Here is a 23,017-nt window from a genome sequence, read left to right on the forward strand (position 1 = left end):
CGGCTTGCCGCCACGCGGGGCATGGCGGCAGGCCGCATGGCTCACAATTTGCGCGTGTTGGCGTCCATCAGCTTCTTGGCTTCGCTCAGCGCGGCCGCCGTGCTTGTCCTGCCCTTCGCGACATCATCGCCCAGCTCGAGCAGTCGGCCGGAAATGACGGTTCCCGTCTCGGCCTCCTCCTGGATGGCGATGCCGCCCTTGGCCGCCGCGATCCGGTCCCACTCGGCGCGGATAGCTGCCCAATAGTCCTTTGTCGCGGCCCAGTAGTCGTCAGCGGCCTTCACGTCATAGCCGTCGAACCGGGTATAGCTGTTCAGCACATATTCCTGCACGATCGGGGCGAGCTTGCCGTTCTTCGGCCCCATCTTGCTGTTGTCCTGCCAGTGGATCCACCCGTCGGGCGTGTTCTGGTGGCGATTGATGGAAAGATAGCGGTCGTAGACGGGCTTGCGCACCGCGTCCCGCCGGGCGAGCGGCCGCCAGGTCCAGTTGGAGCGCCAGCGCCGGACACCGCCCTGCGTCTCGAACTGGCCCCAGCCGCCATAACGCGGGGAATCGTCCACTTGCCACACGGTTTGCGACCAGCGGCCGGTGCGCATCCGCTCCGGCACCTCCTCGAAGGTCCAGGCATTGCGGTCGGAATAGACGAGCACGCGGGCGGGCTCATACTCCCAGTCCTGCCGCCAGTGCTTGATGATGTGGCTCTGCCCCTCCATCTCGACCACCAGCAGATGCTGGAGGACGATCTTGCGCCCCGTATCCTCGACCACGCGGACGACTTCATGTCCGCCGGAAATCTTGCGGTCGAGCGGCGTGTAGGCGCTGTCCCAGCGGGTCGATTCCTGCATGTCGAAGCGGACCTTGTAATTGCCGGCCATCGCGAGGATGTCGGCACGGTCCTGCTCGAAGGTCGCGGCGGCCTGCTCCGCCGCGATCGGCGGATGGGCAAGGGCGGGACTGACGGCGAAGGCGAGCGTGAGCAGGCCGGCGCCGAGGAAACTGCGGATGGAAATCATGATCGTTCGTCCTTTCGGCACGCTCAGAAACGATAGCTGAGCGAGAGGCTGGCGTTGCGTCCGGGCTGGGTGTAGGCGTCGGTCACGGTCGAGGAGGCGCTCAGGCCCCGCACGTCGCTCCACCACGCATATTTTTTGTCGAGGATGTTGAAGATGCCCGCGCGCAGCGTGAGGCCGTCCATCGGCTTCACGAACATCGTGGCATCGAGGATGGTGAAGGCGCCCGGGCGATAGCATGGCGCGCCGCTGCAGATGGTCGTCGGGCTGCCGTCCGCATCCGTGCCGGTCGTGCGATCCTCGGACTTGCGGGCGCTGTGCGTCGCGATGATCTGTCCGCCGAACAGGCCGCCCGGATCGCGATAGCCCACGCCCACCACCAGCTTGATCGGGTCGATGGTGGTCAGCGGCAGATCGGTCAGGCCGGAGCCGTCGACGTCGCCCGTCGCATAGGAGAATGCGAGCGTGCCGTGCAGGCCGGACTCCGCGCGGAACTCGGCGCGCGCCTCGGCGCCTTTCACTTTCACCCGCGAGAGATTGATGAACTGATAGATCGCCGGATCGCTGGGCGTGAAGCCGCCGCCCACCACTTCCTGGCTGATGAAATCATGGTAGATCGAGGAGAAGGCGGTCAGATCGAGGTTCACGTTGCGGCTCGCGAAGCGCACGCCGCCCTCGAAGCTCTCGCTTCGCTCCGGCTTGAGGTCGGGATTGGGCTCGGACTTGTAGCCGAACGCCAGATTCTCGAAGAACTGGTTCACTTGCCCGGGCTCGGGCGCCTTGAAGCCGGTGGCATAGTTCGCGAACAGCCGGATGCCCTTGTCCAGCTTGAGCACGGCGCCCAGCTTGGGTGACAGGCGCGAGCCGTCCTGCGCCGCGCCTGCGAAAGTGGGCAGCAGCGGGTCGTCGTCCGGCGAGAGATCGTAGAAGTCGAAGCGCAGCGCCGGATACAGGGTGAAGAGCCCGTCCGCGAGGCTGATCTCGTCGCCCACGAACAGGCCGCCCCGGGTGAAGTCGGTGCTGGGGAAGGCGCGGGTCGGGAAGGTCTCGCCGGCCGGCGGCACGGTGCCGTCCCGCAGGCCGCGCTGGCGGGTTTTGCTCACGTCGCCGCCGAAGACGAGCCGGTGCGACAGCGCGCCGGTGGCGAATTCCGATTGCGCGTCGGCGGCCGCGCCGATCACCCGGTTCTCGAACGTGTTGAGCCGCTCGCGATCGACCGCGGGCGTGCGGTCCTCGTCAGTGAACTGGCTGTCGAGCCCATCCTGCCAGTAGATGGCGGCCCGGGCGGCCGTGATGGCGCCGGTGCCGGTCCAGCTCCAGTCCAGCGCGACGCGCTTGCGCTCGCCGGTGTCGCGGCCGTGCAGCAGCTCCACGGTGGAGCTGAGGCCGGTCAGGCCGTTGGTGAACAGCCAGGTGTCGAGATATTCGCCGGTCAGCCGGATCTTGTGGCCGCTGCCGGACGGCGCATAGACGATGCGGCCGAGCAGGGCATTGGAATGGCCATCCTGCGGGTTGGGCTCCGTGCGCGCGGCGCCCGTGCCGCCGACGCTGCCCTTGTTCTTCAGCTCGTTGAAGTCGCGCCGCGTATAGGCAGCCATGGCCGACCAGTCGCCGGCCCTGCCGGCGAGGATTGCGGTTTCGCTGAACTCGTTGTCCGCGCTGCTGTAGGCCGCGCGCACGAGCCCGCCGACCGAGGCGCTGCCTTCCAGAAAGTCGACGGGGTCGGCAGTGATGAAGCTCACGGCGCCCGCGAGCCCATCACTGCCATACAGCGCGGAGGACGGGCCGCGCAGTATCTCGACGGATTTGATGAGGCCAAGGTCGACATAGTCGCCGCGCCCGGCGGCCTGCGCGCCGAAGCTGAAGCCGTCCGGCACGCGCACGCCGTCCACCTGGATGAGCACGCGATTGCCGCCGATGCCCCGGATGTTGAAACTGTCGTTGCCGGTGCGCCCCGTCGCGCTCAGCGCGGCATTGAAGCGGGCGGGCTGGCGCTGGACGCTCACGCCCGGTTCGAAGCGGACGAGGTCGCGAATGTCCGTGACCAGCTCGTCTGCCATCTGCTCCTCGTCGATGATGGAGACGGTGACGGGCGAATCCTCGATCCGCACCGGGGTGCGCGTGGCCGTGACGACGATGCGGTTCAGCCGGTTGAGCAGGTAAAGCCCGTCATTGTCCTGCGCCATGGCTTCGGTGGCGCAGAGGGCGCTCGCGAGCACCAAGCTCGCCGCGCTTGCATACCGGATCGTGCCCCGGCCATGGCGCCGCGCACGCGCGGTTCGCTGGTCGATGCCCGATTCCGGCGCCCGCCGGCACGCCACGGCTGCTGATCCCGCACTCGTCATCTCTTATAGTCCCCTTCTTCCCTCTTAAGAATGCGAATCATTCGCATTAGCAGTGCGAATTGCGCCGGGCCGATCGCTTCGTCAAGGGAGGAGTTGTCCGGGGCGGATCGAGCGGGGTAGGAAAGCAGCCGGGATCGTCCGCCGGGCTCTTGCCAGATCAGCACAGCCGATCCGCCGGAATCGTCATGGATTGTTCAGCCGGTTCCGGGCAATCATCGCTAGCCGGGCCAATCTCCCGCTGGACAAACGGACGCTTGTGCCTAGAGAGATAATGGTTGGAATATACAACGATATGACTGGAAGGATCGACTGTGGTTTCGCAAAAGGCAAGGATCGCCGGACGGATCGGCGCCGCGACGCTCGTGGCCACGCTGGCCCTCGCGCCGCTGGGGCAATTGCTCGCGCAGCATGAGGGGCATGGGGGACATCAGCAGGCCGCGCCGGCGGGTAATGCCGAGAAGGGCAAGGCCGTGTTCGAGAATGCGGCCTGCGGGGCTTGCCATGTCCTCGCCGCTGCGGAAGCGACGGGCGAGATCGGGCCTTCGCTCGATGGCAACGCCAATCTCACCCATGCCTTCGTCCTGAGCCGCGTGCGGGACGGGCAGGGCGCCATGCCGCCTTATGCCGGCCAGCTCAGCGACGAGGATATCGAGAATGTCACGGCCTATGTGCTGAGCGCTGCCGCCAAGAAATAATCCGGTCGCACCGGCACGCCCTGTCGTGCCGGTGGCGCCATCCCGCGCCAGATTTGCTCGCGGCGTGGGCGTGGTCCTGAAAGTTGCCCGTGAGGGGCGACGAGCTACCCGCCAGTCGCCGGCCGCTCATTCGCGCCGGGCTGCGCGAAATAGTTGGTCACGCCGTCGGGATCATTGAGCCACACGAAGCGGATGCTGAAATTGGGCAGGCCGCCCAGCGGCTCCTCGACCGTCACCTTGTCCCGCAGCGCGGCGGCATTCACGCCGTCGACATTGCCGATCACATATTGGATGCCGGCGCTGCCCGTGTCGGCGGGCAGGTCCTTGCCGGCCGACCACAGGTTGATCGTCGTCTCGCCATGGCGGAAGGGATATTTGGTCACGCCCAGCAGCCTGTCCTCCACCGGCGGCAGTTCCTCAAGGCCCACGAAGCTGCGGTAGAAGGCCCGGCTGCGCTCGAGATCCGAGACGTTGATGCCGACATCGACGCCCGGCCGCGCCTGCGGATCGATGACGAGCTGGATGCCGAACCCGGCGGGATCGCTCACCAGCGCGCCGCGCAGGCCGCCGCCCATGTCCTTGAATGCCGGGGCCGGGAAGCCCGCGGCCTTGAACCGGGCGGTCAGCGCGGCTTCGTCCGGGTAGCGCAGGGCGAAGAGGCGGATGCCGGTGGCATCGGCGGGCCCGCCCACATGATGGAGTCGCCCTTCCTTGAGGCCGGCCGCCAGCTTGATCTGCCCGGTGCCGATGCCGAAGAGGATCATCTGCTGGCTGGCGTTGAGCTGGATCGGCTGGAGCGGCTTCAGCCCGAGCGCTTCGCCGTAGAATGTCACCATCTGCGGTGTCAGGCCGGGTTCGAACCGCCGGTAGACATTCATCGAGTCCTGCGTGAAGCGCGGCTTTTCCGGCGTGGCGGCGGGGGCAGGGCTGGCGCTGGGCTGGGCCATGGTGGCCGGGGCCATCAGCAGCGATATCGCGACAAGGGCGGTCTTGAATGGGCCGTGCATCGCATCTCTCCTGTTCGTCGGTTCATTTCGGCAGGGCGAAGACCATGAGCGATTCATTGTTGCTCGGCTTGCCGCCCGCGCCCTGCGGGCCGCTCACCGCGCCCCATCCGCCGGCCATGACGGCGACATATTGCCGTCCGTCCTTGCCCTGATAAGTGATGGGGACGGCCTGCGCACTATATTCGAGCTTCGCTTCCCACAGTTCCTTGCCGTTGCGCGCATCGAAGGCGCGGAAGCGCCGGTCGTCCGTCGCTCCGATGAAGACCAGCCCGCCGGCCGTGACAATCGGCCCGCCAAACCCGTTGTTGCGCCCCGTGTCCTTCCTGTCCTCGGGCAGGTCGTCGCTCACGCCGAGCCGGGTCGCCCAGGCGATCTCGCCGGTCTTGCCGTCCACGGCGATCAGCCGGCCCCAGGGCGGGCGGATGCAGGGCATGGTGACCTTGCGCCCGTTCTCGTCCTCATAGCTCGCGGTGAAGGTGGAATAGGCGCCGGGCCCGCTCAGGCTGGCGCGGTCGTAAAGCTGCTCGGAGCCGGCCGTGCCGCGTCCATAGTCGGCGCCTTCCTTACGCTTCTCCATGAAGCCGATGCTGCCGCCTTCGCTCACATTGATGAAGATGAGGCCGCTCTCCGGGTCCACGGCGCTGCCGCCCCAGTTCGAACCGCCATTGTTGGGCAGGTTGATGGAGGCTTTCACCGGCCCGCCGTCCTCATGCAGGAAGAAAGGCGTGAAGGGGCCGGCATTGAAGAAGGTGCCGCCATAGCTCTCCAGCAGCGCGCGGCAGGCGGCGGCATGGGCCTCGTTCGTGTCGGCGGCGGAAACGATGTCTTCCGGCGTCCAGTGATTGCGCACGAGGTCGCGCGGCTTCACCGGGATGGGCTGGGTCGGCGAATACCATTCGCCCGGCACGTCCGCCGCCGCGACCGGCTTTTCCTCCACGCCGAACACCGGCTTTCCGTCGTGCCGGTCCAGAATGTACATGAGGCCGGGCTTGCCGGTCTCGGCCAGCGCCTGCACTGTCCGCCCGCCCACCTTGGCGTCGTAGAGCACCGGCGGCGCGGGAAGGTCGGAATCCCACAGGTCGTGGTGGATCGTCTGGAAATGCCAGCGATATTTGCCGGTCAGCGCGTCCACCGCGACGATCGAGTTGCCGAACAGGTTGGCGCCGGGCCGGTCCCCGCCATAATAATTGGCCGAGGGTCCGCCCACCGGCATGTAGAGCGTGTCCGTCTTCTCATCGACGGTCATGTACCAGACCCAGACATTGGTGCCGGATCGGCCTTTCCAGCCGTCGTTCAGCCATGTCTCGTGGCCGACCTCGCCGGGCTGCGGCACGGTGTTGAATTCCCAGAGCTTCTCGCCGGTGCGGGCATCGAAGGCGCGGCTGTTGCCGGATGGGCCGACGAGCATCTCCGCGACATTCGCGCCGACCACGAGCACATTCTTGTAGACGGTCGGCGGGGACGCATAAGGAACCCCGAGCGCGACCGAGCCGTCCTTGCCGAAGCCCGTGTCGATCTCGCCCGTGCGGGGGTCGAGCGCGGTGATGCTGGCGCCGTTGCTGTAGAAGAGGCGCGGGCCGAGCGTGCCATCGCCGGGCCACCAGGAGACCGTGCGCCGCGCGAGGCCCTTGACCGGATGGCGCCAGAGCTCCTTGCCGGTGTGGCCTTCCAGCGCCACCACCGCATTGCCGATGGGCAGATAGAGCACGCCGTCCACCGCGATGGGCGTGGAGCTGCCGACCAGCCCGCCGCCGCCCTCGGGGCGTACCCGGAACGACCAGGCCTGGCTCAACTTGCCGACATTGCCGCGATCGATCTGCCGGAGGGGCGAGAAGCGCGTGCTGCCAAGGTCGCGGGCGTAGCGCGGCCAGTCGCCGGGCGGCGGCGCGGAGCCGGATTGCGCCTGCGCCGTCTGTGCCAGCAGGGCAGCGCTCAGCATCAGGGCCATCGAACGACGCATGCAATACCTCCCCCCATGTCGGCCTCGTCCCCGTGCATGTCTCGCCGGGTTGTGCGGGCAGGATGAACTCTCGCAGGTCTTGTATGCGCAATCTCGTTCCGCCTGCAACAGTAGAGATGCTTATGGCAGTAAGATTCAACCTTTGAGATAAGTAAACATTATTGAGAGCCCGGGCGCCGCGATCGCGGGCGGCCCTGCCGCGCATCCCGCCATGCCCGCATGTTTCGCGCCCCGTCGCAATTTTTCGCCAAGGCTCCGCCTCGCCGGTTCCGTCAGGACTGGCAGAGGCTGGAGAGGAACCCGGCCTGGGGATCAAGAAAAGACCGGAGCTTTCATGCGTTGCTATCTGCTTGCCTCGACCTGCTGTGTTGCTCTTGCGTCGGCCGCCACGGCCGAGACCACCATCACCACGAAGCAGACTGCCCCCGTGCGCACCTCGACCATCAAGAGCGGCGCGCCGGATGACATCAAGATCACCTCTGCCGGTTCCCTCGAGCTGACGGTCGCCGGCCCGGCAATCACCGTGGACAGCGCGAACAAGGTGACTAACGAAGGCACGATCCAGATCGCCAATACCGATGATGCCCGGGGCATCGTCGCGCTGGCCGGCACGTCGGGCGGCATCGTCAACACCGGCAAGATCGTCCTCGATGAAAGCTACTCCCCGACCGACAGCGATAATGACGGCGATATCGACGGCCCCTTCGCGGTCGGCAAGAACCGTATCGGCATCCATGTCGGCGGCGCCTATACCGGCGACATCGCCAATGATTTCGGCGGCTCGATCGCCATCGAGGGCAATGACAGCTTCGGCATCCGGCTCGACGGGCCGCTGAACGGCAAGCTCACCCACAATGGCTCGACGACCGTGCTCGGCGACCGGGCGGTGGGCATCCAGGCGGGCGCGATCAACGGATCGGTGCGGCTGGCCGGCACCGTTGCGACTGTCGGCCTCGGCGCGGTCGGCGCCCGTTTCGACGGGCCGATCGACGGCACGCTCACGATCCAGGGCTCTATCACCTCCACCGGCTATCGCTACACGACGCCGCCCGCGGACACCTCCAAGCTCGATGCCGACGATCTGCTGCAGGGCGGATCGGCCGTGATCGTCGCGGACAATGTGGCCGGCGGCATCATCCTCGCCGTGCCGCCCAAGGACAACAGCACCACGGACAATGACGAGGACAAGGACGGCATCGAGGACAGCAAGGAAGGCTCGGCCGCCGTTCGCTCCTATGGCGCCGCGCCCGCGATGCGCATCGGCTCGGCAACCAAGGATATCGCCATCGGCGCGGTGCCGGCCACCGGCACGGGCTATGGCCTCATCATCGATGGCACGATTGCCGGCAGTGGCCTTTACAAGGACGTGACCGGCACGGGCCTCAGCGTCGGCGGCCTTGGCGGGAGTGTGACGATCGCCGGCGGCATCGGCGTGAGCGGCACCGTCTCGGCGAGCTCCGTCAACACGTCCGCGACGGCCATCCATCTCGGTGCGGGCGCCTCGACACCGCTCATCCATGTCACCGGCACGGTCTCGGCGAGCGGCAGCAGTGCGGCCAATACCGTCGCGGGCGGCATCGTGGTCGATGCCGGCGCCTCGCTGCCCACCATCCGCAATGCCGGCTCAATCAAGGCCGCGACCACCGGCGAAGACGGTACGGCCGTCGCGATCTGGGATCATTCCGGCACGGTCGGCCTCGTCGAAAATGCCGGCACCATTGCCGCGACGGGCGCGAAGGCGGACTCCGGCCGCAACGTCGCGATCGATCTCTCCGCCAACAATAGTGGCGCGACGATCCGTCAGACGCAGGTCGCGGCCGGCATCACGGCCCCCAGCATCACCGGCAACATCCATTTCGGCGGCGGCAATGACGTGCTGGATGTCGCGGACGGCACCGTCACCGGCAACACCTCTTTCGGCACCGGCGCGGACACGCTGCGGCTGAGCGGCGACGCCATCTACAAGGGCGACGTTGATTTCGGCACGGGCGGCGCGACCATGACGCTCGCGGGCACCGCGCAGTTCCAGGGCAAGGCGGACTTCAGGGGAGACGCCTCCACGCTTGGCATCGCGACCGGGTCGATCTTCTCCGGCAGCCTCGCCAATGCCGGCGCGCTGGCGCTCACCGTGAACGGCGGTGCGCTCGATCTCACCGCGCCGGCCGCGATCGGCAGCCTCGCGGTCTCCGACAAGGGCATCCTTGCCGTCACGCTGAGCGATGCCGGCAACACAACGCCGATCCTCGATGTGGCCGGCACCGCGAGCTTCGCGGCGGACTCCCGCCTCGTCCTGCGCGTGACCGATGTGGAGAATGCGGAAGGCAATCATCTCGTGCTGCGGGCCGGCACGCTCACCGGCGCGAGCAACATCACGGCGGATACCGCGCTGGTGCCCTGGCTCTACAAGGCGAGCCTCTCCTCCACGGCGAATGCGCTCAACGTCGCGCTCGCGCGCAAGTCGACCAGCGAGCTGGGCCTCAACCGTTCGGAAGCGGCGGCTTTCGATGCGATCTACGCGGCGCTCGGCAAGGACGCGAAAGTGGAAGGCACTTTCCTCTCCATCATGAACGAGGAGACGTTCGGGCTCCAGATGCAGCAAATGCTGCCCGATCATGCCGGCGGCATCTTCTCCGCCGTCACGCAGGGCTCGCGGCTCTTCGCGGGCATGCTCCAGGATCCCACCGGCCCGTTCAAGGACGAGGGCAAATGGGGCTACTGGATCAATCAGGTCGCCTGGGGCGTCGAGAAGGACCGTGGCGACACCAGCGCCTTCGAGAACAGCGGCTGGGGCATTGGCGGCGGTGGCGAGATCAAGACCGGTCTCGGCAGCTTCGGCGGATCGCTGGCCTATCTCTGGAGCCGCAATCGCGGCACCGAGACGGCGAATCAGACCAATGCCAAGCAGTTCGAGCTGGCAGCCTACTGGCGCCTCAAGTCCGGCGGGCTTCGCGCCACGGCGCGCGGATCCATGTCGTTCATCGACCTGGACGGAAGCCGCGCCTTCGAGGGCATGAACGGCACCGAGAAGGTCTCGCTCACGGCAAACAGCGATCGTGGCGCCCGCCTCTATTCGGGCTCCGGCTCGCTGTCCTATGACTGGGTGTCGACCGGCGGCATCTCCTTCCGTCCCGTCGTCGCGCTGGATTATTACCGCCTTCACGAGAAGGCCTATACCGAGACGGGCGGGGGCGATGCCTACAACCTCGCCGTGCGGTCCCGCACCAGCGACGAACTGGCCGTCACCGGCAGCGCCGTGGTCGGCCTCGACATGGGCGGCGAGGATCAGTGGTCCGGCTGGTCGCGGTTTGAGCTCGAGGCCGGCCGCCGCGAGATCGTGAGCGGCAATCTCGGCAAGACGGTCGCGCGCTTCGCGTCCGGCGGCGAGGAATTCACGTTGCTGCCGGACGATCGCGAAAGCGGCTGGATCGGCCGCCTGCGCGGCCTTGCCGGCAATTCCGCCTTCCAGATCGGCGGCGAATTGGGCGCTGAGCAGCATCAGGGCAACTGGGCCCTGTCGCTCCGCGCCAGTCTCCGCGTCGGCCTCTGAGTCCCGGATGCCGACGCCTGGGCAAGAGGGAGTTCGCGATGCCCCCCACCGACCGACTCCCTCTTGCCCAACCTGGAGACGACGCAGAATGCATGCGACCGGCCTGAGGAGCGCCATGACGCGAGACCGCGACCCCCGCGGGTCAGCCCCCCGCCGCGCCGGGCAGCCCTTGCATGGCACCCCCACGCCGTTATATGCCGCGGCGACCGGGGGGATGCAGGCAGGAGCCCGTGCCGATCTGGCGCGGCGCATGGACCGGACAAGGCAAGCAATGACGGGAGAGCGCGGTCAGGGAATGGATGCCGTGCTGCTGGCGCATCGCCCGCAGCTCATCCGCTTCCTCGAGGCGCATGGCGCCGGGGACGCGGCGGAGGATCTCGTCCAGGAACTGTGGATGCGCGTCACGCAGCGCCCCACGGGTCCGGTCGCCAATCCGCTTGCTTATCTTTATCGCGCGGCCAACAATCTGATGGTGGATCGCTATCGCGCCGAGCGTCAGGCGCGCGTGCGCGATCAGGCCTGGACGGAAGCGCGCGGCGCCACGGGCGAGCAGGTTCCGGAGCCGAGCGCGGAGGAAACGATGGTGGCGCGCGAGGAATTGCGGCGGATGGACGCGGTGCTTGCCACGCTGGGCGAGCGCGTCTCCCGTTGCTTCCGCCGCTTCCGCCTGGACGGCATCCCGCAAAAGCAGATCGCGCTGGAGCTGGGCGTCAGCCTCAGCACGGTCGAGAGCGACTTGCGGCGCGCCTATGCGGCCCTGCTTGCCGCACGGAGGCAATCCGATGACGCATGATCCGCATCTCGAGACGACGGCGATCGACTGGCTGATGCGCCAGCGCGATCCGGCCTTCGAGGACTGGGAAGCGTTCGCGGACTGGCTCGCGGCCGATCCGGCGCATCAGCGCGTCTATGCCGAGCTGTCCGCGCTCGATGCCGATCTCGCGGGACTGCCGGGACCTCCGGCGCGTCACTCGGTCGGCGATGTGGATGCGTCCCCTGCCGCGCCGCGCCGGTTCGGGCGGCGGCAATGGCTCGCCGGGGCGCTCGCGGCATCGCTGGTCGGCGTCGTCAGCGTGGGGCTGCTCCAGCGCGCGCCGGACAGCTACCGGATCGAGACCGCGCCGGGGCAGGTGGAAGTCGTCTCGCTGGACGATGGCAGCAACATCGTGGTGAATGGCGGCTCCTCCGTGTTGCTCAGCCATGCCGATCCGCGCCGCGCGACGGTGGAGCGCGGGCAGGCGCTCTTCACCGTGCGGCACAGCGACGAGGCGCCGTTCCGCGTGGCGGTCGGCAATGCCCAGCTGGTCGACGTGGGCACGGTGTTCGACGTGACGCGGACGGACGACCGCACCGTCGTGGCCGTCTCGGAAGGCGCCGTGATCTACAATCCCGATGCGGATGCCGTTCGCGTCGATGCCGGCGCGCGCCTCGCGGTGCGCGATGGCGGCGCGGCGGAAGTGTCGCCAGTCAGCCTCGCGGCGGTCGGCGGCTGGCGTAGCGGCCAGCTCGTCTATGACGGCGTGCCGCTGGCGGATGTCGCGGCGGAAGTCTCGCGCACCACGGGCATTCCCATTCGCACCGCGCCGGGCGCGGGCGGCATCCTGTTTCGCGGCGCGCTGCAGGCCGGGCGGGACGAGGCGCGCATCGTGAATGATCTGGCCGGCCTCTCGGGCACGCGCGCGACCCGGGATTCAGGAGGGTGGACGCTCGCGAGGTGACTCGATCCGGCCTGCTTCGCCTCGGCGTCGTCGCGCTGGTTTGCGCCGGCGCGCCCGTGTGCGCGCAGGCTTCCGAATCGCGCCGGATCGATGTGCCCGCCGGGCCGCTGGCGCAGAGCGTGCCGCAACTGGCGCGCCAGTCGGGCGTGAGCATCAGCGTGACCAGCCACGAACTCTGGCAGACGAAGGTGCGCGGAGTGCGCGGCCGGCTCACGGCAGGCGAGGCGCTGGCGCGGATGCTCTCGGGCACGCGCAGCCGCGCGGTGCAGCTCAGCGCCACGAGCTGGCGGATCGAGGCGATGCCGGCCCCGCTCGCCGCGCGCGACGCCCCGCCGCCCAAGCGGCGCGTGCCCGAGCAGCCGCTGCCCACCGTCTCGGATGACGAGACGCCGATCATCGTCACCGCCAGCAAGATGGACCAGAGCTACCAGGATTTTCCCGGCACCGCGCATGTCATGAACGGGCAGGATCTTGGCTTCGGGGGGGAGCGCGGCACGGAGTCCATTCTCTCGCGCATGGCGAGCGTCGCTTCCACGCATCTTGGCTCTGGCCGCAACAAGCTGTTCATCCGCGGCGTCGCGGATTCGAGCTTCACCGGGCCCACGCAGGCGACGGTCGGCCAGTATCTCGGCGACCTGCGCCTCTCCTACAATGCGCCCGATCCGGACCTGCGCCTGCATGACATCAAGCAGGTCGAGGTGCTGGAGGGCTCGCAGGGCACGCTTTATGGCGCGGGGTCGCTGGGCGGCATCATCCGGCTCGTGCCCAATGATCCGGACCCGCGCGCCTTCTCGCTGGAGACGATGGTCGGGGTCAGCGCCACCTGGCATGGCGAGCCGGGCGGGGACATCGCCGCGACGATCAACATGCCGCTGGGGAAGAGCGGCCATGCCCTGCGCGTCACCGGCTATGGGCTGAGCGACGGCGGCTATATCGACAATCCCCTGCGCGACGCGGAGAATGTCAATCGCACCCGCATCGGCGGTGGCCGCGCGGCGCTGCGGCTGGAGGCCGGCGATGGCTGGACGGTCGATGTCGGCGGCATCTACCAAACGACCACGATCGACGATTCCCAATATGCCGACCGGGATGGCCCGCCGCTCAGCCGCGCGAGCGCGGTGGTCGAGGATGCCGACGCCGATTATGGCATGGCGATGGTGGTGGTGCGCAAGGCATGGGGCGACCTGCTGTTCCAGTCCTCCAACGCCTGGGTGAGCCATGGCCTTGGCGAGCGCTTCGATGCCTCCTCCTCCACCGAGAAGCCGAGCGTGTTCGATCAGCGCAACCGGACGCGGATGTGGGTGAGCGAGAACCGGCTGTGGCGCCCCGTGACGGACGGGGTCGGCTGGGTGATCGGCGCGAGCTTCATCGACAACCGGACGGAGCAGCGCCGCGCCTTCGTGGAAGGCGGCGAGCGGCGCCCCATCACCGGCGTCACCAACCGCGTGACGGAAGTCACCGCCTATGGGAAGCTCAGCCTGGAACTGAAGCCGGGCCTGCTGCTCAGCGGCGGCGGGCGCCTGACCCACAGCCGGCTGGGTGGCGAGGGCGAGGACGTCCAGCCCCTGTTCGCGGTGAGCGGCCGCTCGATCACGGCGGAACGGACCGAGACCGAATTGCTGCCCTCCGTCGAGCTGCTCGCGCATGTCATGCCCGGCGTCACGCTCTACAGCCGCTTCGAGGAAGGGTTCCGGCCCGGCGGACTTGCCATCGAGACGCATTTCGTCCGCCGCTTCCGCAACGATCATGTGGAAAGCTGGGAAGCGGGCGCGCGGTTCGGCAGCCCGCGTGACGGCATTGCCGCCAATCTTTCGCTCACGCATGTCTACTGGCGCGACATCCAGGCCGATTTCATCGATGGCAGCGGCCTGCCGAGCACCGCCAATATCGGCAATGGCCGGATCACGTCGGTGGCGGCGAGCGTGGCCCTGGCGCCGACCCGTGACCTGCGCATTGACCTCAGCGCAGTCTATAATCACAGCCGCGTCATTGCCCTGACGCCCGAGGTGGCGCGGCTTGCCGCCTCAGCCTCGCTGCGCCTCCCGGTCACCGGATCGAGCTTCGGCCTGCCCCTGCAGGGAACGCTTGGCACTTTCGAGCCGGAGGCGCGCCTCGGCCGTATTCCGAACGTGGCCGATTATGCGATCCAGGCCAGTTTCGATTACCGGATGCCCGTCGGTCGCGACGATCTCCGGGTGGGCGGCTGGCTCAAATATATCGGTCCCTCCCGGCTCGGCATCGGGCCCGTGCTGGGGGACGAGCAGGGCGACTATGTCGATACCGGCTTCGCGGCCCGGCTGGGCGATGCGTGGCGCGGCATCACGCTTTCGCTCACCAATCTTCTCGATACGCAAGGCAATCGCTTCGCGCTCGGCACGCCGTTCGACATCGAGACCGGCGGCTTCATCACGCCCCAGCGTCCGCGCACCATCCGGCTGGCGTTCGACTGGCGCTATTGATTCTCCCCTGATCCTCCTCCGGGGGACAACCACCAGACGCCGCCGGGTCGACAGGCCCTTTCGCCACGGCTCATGCGGGACGTGGCGCCGCGCAAGGATGCGCGGGAGCGTGGACAAGTGTCTCAAGCTATATATAGAAGTATATAGCTCATCTGCTTCGGGAGGACCTTGCCTTGTTCCTGCGCCATGCCTGCCTTGCGTTGCTTCTCGCCGGTGCGGCGGGGACAGCGCTCGCCCAATCCGCCTGCGAAGCGCCTGCCTTGCCGGCGCATCTGGCCGGCTGGTCCGCGCCCGTCGCACGCGTGGCGGCCCGGGATGCCGCATCGGCGCAGGCGGCGCCGCTCGTGCCCGGGCAGGCCGTCGACTTGGCGCTCGCACCGGTGCGGGAGGTCCGCTTCGCTGCCGAGCCGGGGAAGCACCCCGATCCCGAGAGCCATGCCGGGCTCGCCGGGTTGACGGTGACGAAGGCCGGGAAATATCGGGTCGCCGCGGACAGCCCCGTCTGGATCGATGTGGTCGCCGCCGGGCGACCGCTGCCGTCCGCCGGGCATGGCCACGGCCCGGCCTGCTCGGGTATCCGCAAGATGGTGGACTTCCAGCTGGAGCCCGGCCGCTATCTGCTGCAGATCGCGGGCAGCGCCGGGGCTTCGGCGCGCGTGCTGGTGGCGGCCCTTCCTGCCGGCGAGGTGGAAGCAGAGGGCAGTCGCTGAAAGGCTTCAGAACATCCCGTTCACATTCGGCCCGCCGGTCACGACATCCTGCGCCACGTCCCAATGTTCCGCGATGAGGCCGTCCTCGATGCGGAAGATGTCGATCACTGCCCATCCGGCATCGTCTGGCCAGCGGCGGACATGATAATGGACGATGACATGGTCCCCGTCCGCGAACATGCGCTTCACGTCATGGACGCCGTGCGGGTTCAGCGCTTTGATCGTGTCCAGAAACGCCTTGAGCGGCTCGCGCCCCGTTTCGACATTGGGATTATGCTGGATGTAGCCGGGCGCGATGAACCGGTCGACCGCGCCTGAATCCATGGGATTGAGCACGTCGTCGAAGAGCCCGCGCACAAGCTCCAGATTGGCCTGCTCGGCCGGCGTATAGGGCATGTCCTCTCCACTCTCCGCTTTGCCGGAGACTATATGAGCGGTCGGATCAGGCCCGCAAGGTCGCGTCCGCTCAGCCTGCCAGTCCGGGGGCATGGGGTTGCTCTTCGTCGCTGTCCGGCGGCGTATCCTCGTTCCTGTTGGCCGCCACGAGCGAGGCGGTCGGTTCGCCGTCGTCGTCATCGAGCGCATCGAGGAAGCTGCGCAGCCACCAGTGGACATCCTCGCGCTCGACATTCGCCATGAGCGCTTTCCAGCGCGACTGGCGCTCGGCAAGCGGCATCCGCAGGGCCTGCGCCAGCGCATCCGCCAGTTCCTCGGGACTGAAGGGATTGACGAGCAGCGCTTCCTTCATCTGCTCGGCCGCCCCGGCGAAGCGCGAGAGGATCAGCACGCCGGGGTCGTCCGGGTCCTGCGCGGCGACATATTCCTTCGCGACCAGGTTCATTCCGTCCCGCAGCGGCGTGACGAGCGCGGCGCGCGAGGCGCGGAACATGCCGGCCAGGGAGGCGCGGTCATAGCCGCGATTGACGTAGCGCAGCGGCACCCACAATGCGGTTGCGAACTCGCCGTTGATATGGCCGGACAGCGCATCGAGCTGCCGGCGGATATCCTGATAGCTCTCGACATTCTCGCGCGAGGGCGGCGCGATCTGGAGCAGCGAGACTTTCTCCTGATATTCCGGATGGTCGGCGAGGAGTCGCTCATAGCCGTGAAAGCGCTGTTCCAGCCCCTTGCTGTAGTCGAGCCGGTCGACGCCGATGATGAGGGCACGGCCATCGAGGCTCTTGAGCATGTCGAGCCGGGCCTGCTCGGCTTCCTCGCTGCGGGCACTGGCCACGAATTCCCGCGTGTCGATGCCGATGGGGCAGGCGACAACGCGCACGGTGCGCTCGCCCAGCCGGATCGTGCCGTCCTCGGTCACATCCGCTTCGGCGAACTGTTCCCGCACGTAGAGCAGGAACGAATCGAGCCATGTCTGGCTCTGGAAGCCGATCAGATCGTAATCGAACAGGGCCTCCACGAGCTGCCGGTGGCTCGGCAGGGCTAGCAGCAGCCGGAGCACCGGCCAGGGCGTGTGCAGGAAGAAGCCGATATGATTGGTGACGCCCCGCTGGCGCAATTCGCTGCCCAGCGGAATGAGGTGATAGTCATGCACCCAGATCAGGTCTTCGGACGTGACGAGCGGCAGCATGGTTTCGGCGAAGCGGGCATTCACCCGCTCATAGCCGCCCGCGAAGGTCCGCTCGAACTCCGCCAGGTCCACCCGGTCATGGAACAGGGGCCAGAGCGTCCGGTTGGCGAAGCCGTTATAATATTCCTCGACGTCCTGCGCCTCGAGGTCGACCGTGGCGGTGGTCACGCCGTCGTTGCGGGCAAAATTGATCTGGCCGGTGAAGGCGTCGATCTCGTTGCCGGACCAGCCGAACCAGATGCCGTTGGTTTCCCGCAGCGCGGAGGACAAGGCGACGGCGAGGCCGCCCTGGTTAGCCTTGCCTTCCCCCACGGGAGGACTCACGCGATTCGAGACGACGATGAGCCGGGTCAACGGATGGCGCTCCAGGGTTTGCTCAGCAGGACAGCGCAATTGATCAGTCCGACCAACGAATAGGTCTGGGGATAGTTGCCCCACAGCTCCCCGGTCACCGGATCGATGTCCTCTGAGAGCAGCCCCGCGGCGGTCCGCCGGCTCAGCATTTCCTCAAACAGGACGCGGGCCTCACTGATGCGCCCGGTGGCGTGCAGTGCCTCGATGAGCCAGAAGGTGCATACGTTGAAGGCGGTGGCGGGCAGGCCGAAATCGTCTTCCGTGGCGTAACGCAGCATGTGGCTGCCGCGCCGCAGCCCTTCCTCCACCGCCTCGAGCGTGCCGAGGAAGCGGGGGTCGTCCGGCGCCAGGAAGCGCAGGTCGAGAAGCTGGATGATGCTTGCGTCCAGATCATCGCCGCCGAATGTCGCGGAGAGGCGATTGGTATCCGGGCGCCAGGCTTCCCGCTCGATGGCCGCGCGAATGACGTCCGCGCGCGCCTGCCAGAATTCGGCCCTTTCAGTGAGGCCCAGCGCGGTCGCGGCATTGGCGAGCCTGTCGCAGGCCGCCCAGCACATGGCCGAGCTGTAGGTGTGGACATGGGCGCGGGTGCGCAGTTCCCACAGGCCCGCGTCCGGCTTGTCATAGACGGCCCATGCCCGCTCGCCGACGGCTTCGAGCGCATGGAAATCCTCGATGCCGCCCATGCGCAGCAGGCGCTGGTCGAAGAAGCTCTGCGTATTGGAAAGGACGATCTGGCCATAGGCATCGTGCTGCACCTGTTCGGCCGCCTGATTGCCCACGCGGACCGGACCCATGCCGCGATAGCCCTCGAGCCCGGGCGCGATCCATTCCCTGAGCGTCGCTTCCCCGCCCACGCCATAGAGCGGCTGGATGTGGCCGCCCCGGGCATTGTCGACGATGTTGCGCAGATATTCGAGATAGGTTTCGAGGACGTCCAGCGCACCCAGCCGGTTCAGGGCCTGCACCGTGTAATAGGCGTCGCGGATCCAGCAGTAGCGATAGTCCCAGTTGCGGCCGCTGTCGGCATGCTCGGGAATGGACGTGGTCAAGGCGGCGACGATGGCGCCGGTTTCCTCATGCTGGCAGAGCTTGAGCGTGATGGCGGCGCGGATCACCGCGTCCTGCCACTCGACCGGGGTAGCGAGCCCCCGCACCCAGCCCTGCCACTCGCGCACCGTGCGATCGAGCATGGAATCGAGCGCCAGCCGCAGGTCCTCGCCGAAGCTCTCGTCCGGGCCGAGGAAGAAATGCAGGGGGCGCTCCACGCGGAACAGCCGCTCGTCCTCGATCCAGCCGACCGGCGCGGTGGTGGTGAGCCGCAGCGTCATGGTGTCGAGCAGATAGCGCACATGGTTGGTGCCGCGGGTATGGCCGGGGTCGCTGGCGCCCCAGTTGCGGGCCGGGCGCAGGCGCACCCGGATGCGCGGCGATCCTGCCACCGGCCGCACGATCCGCGCGAAGGCGACGGGCCGGTACATCCGGCCGCTGCGGAAGAAGCGCGGGCAGAAATCGGTGACTTCGATGGCGTTGCCCGCCGCGTCGCAGTGGCGCGTCACCAGCACTGGCGTGTTGCGGATGTAGCGCTGCGTCGTCTCCACGCAGTCTTCCAGGTCGATTTCCCAGAAGCCGCGTGCGCCCGGCGCGGCGCGGGCCGCAGGGTCGAGCAGGGAGGAGAAGGTGGGGTCGCCATCGACGCGGGGCAGGCAGCCCCACACGAAGCGACCGGCCCGGTCGACGAGCGCGGAGACCTGGCAATTGCCGATCGGCCAGAGGTCGAGCGTAGCAGTCATTGCGCCAGCCGCCCCAGCCAGCCGCGCACCGCGTCCGGGTCCGGCAGGGCGTGGATCGCCGCGGTCGGTTCGCGATGGCCCACGAGCACACCGGCGCCGCCCAGCGATCGCGCGGCGGCGAAGCCCGGTTCGTCCGTGGCGTCGTCACCCAGGAACCAGGGGAGCGTGCCCTGCATCGGGGCGCGATCCATGAGCATCAGCAGAGCCTTGCCCTTGTCGCCGCCCGGCAGGCGCAGCTCCGTCATCATCTTTCCCGGCTGGACGACGAGATCCAGCGTGTCGGCAAGTATGTCCGCCAAGGCCTGCGCTTCCTTCTCCACATCGGGGGCCATGCGGTAGTGCAGGGCCACGCCGAAGCTCTTGTCCTCCACCAGCACGCCGTCGCGCCCTTCGGCAAAAGCGCGCAGCCTCTCGCGGGCCTCATTGAGACCGCGGGGGCGGATGGGGTGGGCCGTCACGCCGCGCCAGCGATGTTCGCTGCCATGGCTGCCGGACAAGGCGAGCCTGTCCGCCACGGGACCCAAGATCGCATCCATCTGCGCGATCGACCGGCCGCTCACCAGCGCGAGCCTGCCCTCCAGGCGATCAGCGAGCCGCAGCAGCAGGGTGCGCAACGCCTCGTCGGCAACGACGTCATCGGGCCGGTCGACCAGGTCGAGGAGCGTGCCGTCGAGATCGAGGAACAGGCTGATGCCATCCGCTTCCGGGATGGGCGGGACGGTGAGGCGGAGACGTGGTGGTTCGAAAATGGTTCTTTCCCCCTGTCGTGTCTGACATTCTCGGCAGAGTCGTTTTCCAATGCAACGCATCGGATGCCGCCGACGTTCCCGCACCGGATGATCCACGGGAGGCAGAGCGGAATGACAGCGGCGCGCGGGCCTGCTACCGGGCGGCAATGGCCGTTCTTCCGCGACCCGCCGCGCTCTTCGTCTGCCTCGGCAATATCTGCCGTTCCCCCCTGGCGCAAGCCGCCTTTGCCCATGAGGCAGGGCGGGCGGGGCTGGACGTGCTGGCGGATTCGGCCGGAACCGGCGACTGGCATGTCGGCAACCCGCCCGATCTGCGGGCGCAGGCCGTGGCCCTGCGACACGGGATCGACATTTCCGGCTATCGCGCCCGGCAGGCCGGGCCGGCGGATTTCGAGCGGTTCGACCTCATCTATGCGCTGGACCACAGCAATCTCGAAGCACTGCGCGGAATCGCGCCGAGGGCCGGGCGCGCGCGCCTGTCGCTCCTGCTCGATCTTGTCCCGGGTCGCGCCGGGCAGGCGGTCGCCGATCCCTATTTCGGGCCGGACAGCGGCTTCGAGGAGAGCTGGGCCGATGTGACGGCCGCCGCCCGGGCGCTGGTGGCGCGCCTGCGCCGCTGAAGGCAGGTCGGTCTCCCGCGCCGCTCGGCTGATCCGGTCGGGCATAAGCAACAGAGTTGCACGTCACAGGGTGAAATACCCGCGTGTTGGCAAGACGAATTTTCTCTGCAGATGCCGGGAAAGACATTATGTTTCGATCGCGCCCGAGGCGGCGGTTCGACGCGAAAATACGGGAATTTCGGGCTCCGTTTGGGTCTCGCGACCCTTCCCGCGCAGGGCGAGTGAAGGGCCCATCTCCCGCCTCGCCAACCCTGCGATTCAAATTGTTTATTATCTCAACCATTATTAGAGTGACGGGAGTCGGCGCAAGAACCGGACTTAATCAAGAAGGCTGATCGGCACGAGCGGTCGGCGGGGCTGAGAGGAAAGATGCGGACCAGTCGCAATGACGAGGCGCGCGGATCGGGCAGGGAGCGCAGGGCGTCCCCGGCACGCATCCGGTCCTGGCTGGCGCGGGCGCTTGGCCTGTCGCTTCTCCTCGCAACCACGACTTCCGATCTGGCCGCGGTTCCAGACCAACCGGACGTCACGACCGCTCATGGCTATGCCGTCTTTGGCGAGCTCAAATATCCCGCCGATTTCAAGCATCTCGATTATGTAAACCCGGATGCGCCCAAGGGCGGCATCTATCGCTATGCCCAGACCGGCAGCTTCGACACGCTGAATTTCTTCGGGTTGCTCGGCACGCCGCCCTTCGCGCTGCTCTGGATCTATGACACGCTGATGCAGCGCAGCCTCGACGAGCCTGCCTCATATTATCCGCTCATCGCGGAGACGATCAGCTATCCCAGGGACCTTGCCTGGGTGGAGTTCCGGCTGGACCCGCGCGCGCGCTGGCATGACGGCAAGCCGATCACCCCCGAGGACGTGATCTTCACTGTCGCCAAGTTCAAGGAACTGGTGTCGCCCACTTACCGGCGGATCGGCGCGGCCGTGAGCCGCGTGGAGAAGACCGGTCCGCGCAGCGTGCGCCTCTATTTCGTGCAGAAGGGCAATCCGACGATGCCCACGGTGGTCGCGGCGATGCCTGTCGTCCCCCGGCATGTATGGCAGGGCAAGGATTTCACGGCCTCGACGCTGGAGCGGCCGGTGGGCAGCGGCCCCTTCCGCATCGGCCGGATGAGCCCGGGCCGCTGGCTCGAGATGGAGCGGGTGAAGGACTATTGGGCGAAGGACCTGCCCATCAACAAGGGCAAATGGAACTTCGACATCATCCGGCATGATTTCTATCGCGATGTCGGCGTGATGAACGAGGTCTTCCTCTCGGGGCAGGCGGACCTGCGGTTCGAGGGCAGCGCGGCGCGCTGGGACGCGCAGGACCAGATGCCTGCCTTCAAGGCGAAGAATCTCGTCCGCGACGTGATCCGTTACGAGAATGGCGCCTTCTACATGGGCCTGATGATGAACAGCCGCCGCCCGTTTCTCGCGGACCGGCGCGTGCGCAAGGCGATCACGCTGGCTTATGATTATGAATGGGTGAAGCGGGTGCTGCTGGCCGGGCATCATGGCCGGCTGGCGAGCTTCTTCGCCAATACCGAGTTCGCGGCGGAGGGCTTGCCCGGCGAGGACGAGCTGGCGCTGCTCGCCCCGTTCCGCGACCAGCTGCCGCCCGAGCTCTTCACGCAGCCGCCGGAGCTTCCGGTCGCCGGCCAGTGGGGCAGCCGCAGGGAGAATCTGGTGCAGGCGGCCGCGCTGCTGCGCGAGGCGGGCTATCGCATCGAGGACGGCCTGCTCATCGATCCGCGCACGCGCCAGCCGGTGCGCCTTGGCCTCGCGGCCTATTCCGCGCTCATGGACCGGCAGGTGAGCCTGTTCATCGAGAATATGCGCCAGCTCGGCATCACGGTGGATTTCCGCAGCTACGATACGGCGCAGTTCCGTCACAAGATCCGCAATTTCGATTTCGATCTGATGATCAACCTGCCGAGCTTCCCGCCGCTGGTGACGCCGGGGCTGGAGCTCATGCAGTTCTGGTCGTCGCGGGCGGCCGATACGCCGCAATCGTTCAATTATATGGGCGTGCGCAGCCCGGTGGTGGATGCGCTGGTCATGAAGGTCGGCACCGCGACCGATCGCGCCACGGTGGTGAGCGCCATGCGCGCGCTCGATCGGGTGCTGCTCTGGGATTATTACGCCATCCCCTTCCAGCATACCTATCCCGCGCCCATGGGGCAGGTGCCGATCACATACTGGAACCGCTTCGGCCGGCCGGCCAAGGACCCCACTTATAATTTCCCCTTCCTCACCATGGATCATTGGTGGATCGACAAGGAGAAGGAAGCGCGGCTGACTTATGGCGACTTTGGCCGCCGGGCGCAGGGCAAGTGACGGACCGCCCGATGCCTCCCACGCCACCATCCGTGCAAATGGAATTGTTTCGGATATCAACCAACGATAGGGAAAGGCCATGCCGGCGCGAGAACCGGCGAAGCTCGGGCCAGGGGCGGTCATCCCGTCCT

Annotated in this window: 16 protein-coding genes; 8 read left to right on the forward strand and 8 right to left on the reverse strand. The window is 67.5% G+C overall.

Going from position 1 to position 23,017, the window contains the following annotated elements; all coding sequences use genetic code 11:
• Positions 1–41: 41 nt before the first annotated feature.
• Both HNP60_RS02010 and HNP60_RS02015 read right to left on the reverse strand, forming a co-directional pair.
• Positions 42–1,016, reverse strand: coding sequence for a DUF6607 family protein (locus HNP60_RS02010; protein ID WP_184149579.1), 975 nt, complete (start codon positions 1,014–1,016; stop codon positions 42–44).
• Between the two features lie 23 nt (positions 1,017–1,039).
• On the reverse strand, positions 1,040–3,358 hold the full coding sequence (locus HNP60_RS02015) for a TonB-dependent hemoglobin/transferrin/lactoferrin family receptor (RefSeq protein ID WP_420825215.1): 2,319 nt from the start codon (positions 3,356–3,358) through the stop codon (positions 1,040–1,042).
• Positions 3,359–3,669: 311 nt separating this feature from the next.
• Here HNP60_RS02015 and HNP60_RS02020 point away from each other — a divergent pair, with 311 nt between their 5' ends.
• Positions 3,670–4,053, forward strand: a complete 384-nt coding sequence (locus HNP60_RS02020; RefSeq protein ID WP_184149581.1) for a c-type cytochrome — start codon at positions 3,670–3,672, stop codon at positions 4,051–4,053.
• 104 nt (positions 4,054–4,157) lie between these two features.
• Here the strand turns inward: HNP60_RS02020 and HNP60_RS02025 are convergent, their stop codons facing one another.
• Entirely contained in the window at positions 4,158–5,060 is a 903-nt protein-coding gene (locus tag HNP60_RS02025; RefSeq protein ID WP_184149583.1) for a VOC family protein, read from the reverse strand.
• A gap of 22 nt (positions 5,061–5,082) precedes the next feature.
• Complete coding sequence (locus HNP60_RS02030) at positions 5,083–7,020, reverse strand: outer membrane protein assembly factor BamB family protein (RefSeq protein ID WP_184149585.1); 1,938 nt, start codon at positions 7,018–7,020, stop codon at positions 5,083–5,085.
• Positions 7,021–7,354: 334 nt separating this feature from the next.
• On the opposite strand from HNP60_RS02030, the gene HNP60_RS02035 reads away from it, so the two are divergent.
• From HNP60_RS02035 to HNP60_RS02055, 5 genes are all read left to right on the forward strand, one after another.
• On the forward strand, positions 7,355–10,567 hold the full coding sequence (locus HNP60_RS02035; RefSeq protein WP_184149588.1) for an autotransporter domain-containing protein: 3,213 nt from the start codon (positions 7,355–7,357) through the stop codon (positions 10,565–10,567).
• Between the two features lie 214 nt (positions 10,568–10,781).
• Positions 10,782–11,360 carry a sigma-70 family RNA polymerase sigma factor gene (locus tag HNP60_RS02040; RefSeq protein ID WP_014074771.1) on the forward strand — a complete coding sequence of 193 codons (579 nt, stop codon included), beginning with the start codon at positions 10,782–10,784 and terminating at the stop codon, positions 11,358–11,360.
• Positions 11,350–12,285, forward strand: a complete 936-nt coding sequence (locus HNP60_RS02045) for a FecR family protein (RefSeq protein ID WP_184149591.1) — start codon at positions 11,350–11,352, stop codon at positions 12,283–12,285. The genes HNP60_RS02040 and HNP60_RS02045 overlap by 11 nt, the downstream gene beginning before the upstream one ends.
• Complete coding sequence (locus HNP60_RS02050) at positions 12,267–14,744, forward strand: TonB-dependent receptor (RefSeq protein WP_338056683.1); 2,478 nt, start codon at positions 12,267–12,269, stop codon at positions 14,742–14,744. The genes HNP60_RS02045 and HNP60_RS02050 overlap by 19 nt, the downstream gene beginning before the upstream one ends.
• A gap of 173 nt (positions 14,745–14,917) precedes the next feature.
• Positions 14,918–15,454 carry a hypothetical protein gene (locus tag HNP60_RS02055; protein WP_184149594.1) on the forward strand — a complete coding sequence of 179 codons (537 nt, stop codon included), beginning with the start codon at positions 14,918–14,920 and terminating at the stop codon, positions 15,452–15,454.
• A 6-nt stretch (positions 15,455–15,460) separates the two neighbouring features.
• On the opposite strand, the gene HNP60_RS02060 is transcribed toward HNP60_RS02055, so the two are convergent.
• The 4 genes from HNP60_RS02060 to otsB form a co-directional block, all read right to left on the reverse strand.
• Entirely contained in the window at positions 15,461–15,850 is a 390-nt protein-coding gene (locus tag HNP60_RS02060; RefSeq protein ID WP_184149597.1) for a nuclear transport factor 2 family protein, read from the reverse strand.
• 70 nt (positions 15,851–15,920) lie between these two features.
• A complete protein-coding gene (locus HNP60_RS02065) occupies positions 15,921–17,396 on the reverse strand; it encodes an alpha,alpha-trehalose-phosphate synthase (UDP-forming) (protein WP_184149600.1) in 1,476 nt (491 codons plus the stop codon).
• The gene (locus HNP60_RS02070) at positions 17,393–19,189 is read right to left on the reverse strand and encodes a glycoside hydrolase family 15 protein (RefSeq protein WP_184051224.1); all 1,797 of its coding nucleotides are present in this window, start codon (positions 19,187–19,189) and stop codon (positions 17,393–17,395) included. Before HNP60_RS02070 ends, HNP60_RS02065 begins: the two co-directional genes overlap by 4 nt.
• Positions 19,186–19,998, reverse strand: a complete 813-nt coding sequence (gene otsB / locus HNP60_RS02075) for a trehalose-phosphatase (RefSeq protein WP_184149617.1) — start codon at positions 19,996–19,998, stop codon at positions 19,186–19,188. Before otsB ends, HNP60_RS02070 begins: the two co-directional genes overlap by 4 nt.
• An 86-nt stretch (positions 19,999–20,084) precedes the next feature.
• Between otsB and HNP60_RS02080 the strand changes: the two genes are divergently transcribed.
• Positions 20,085–20,558 (forward strand): low molecular weight protein-tyrosine-phosphatase, encoded by a 474-nt coding sequence (locus HNP60_RS02080; protein ID WP_184149620.1) that lies wholly within the window; start codon positions 20,085–20,087, stop codon positions 20,556–20,558.
• A 369-nt stretch (positions 20,559–20,927) separates the two neighbouring features.
• Positions 20,928–22,886: an extracellular solute-binding protein gene (locus tag HNP60_RS02085; protein ID WP_184149623.1), complete on the forward strand. Its 1,959-nt coding sequence runs from the start codon at positions 20,928–20,930 to the stop codon at positions 22,884–22,886.
• Positions 22,887–23,017: the final 131 nt, after the last annotated feature.

Source organism: Sphingobium lignivorans (assembly GCF_014203955.1).
GTDB lineage: Bacteria > Pseudomonadota > Alphaproteobacteria > Sphingomonadales > Sphingomonadaceae > Sphingobium > Sphingobium lignivorans.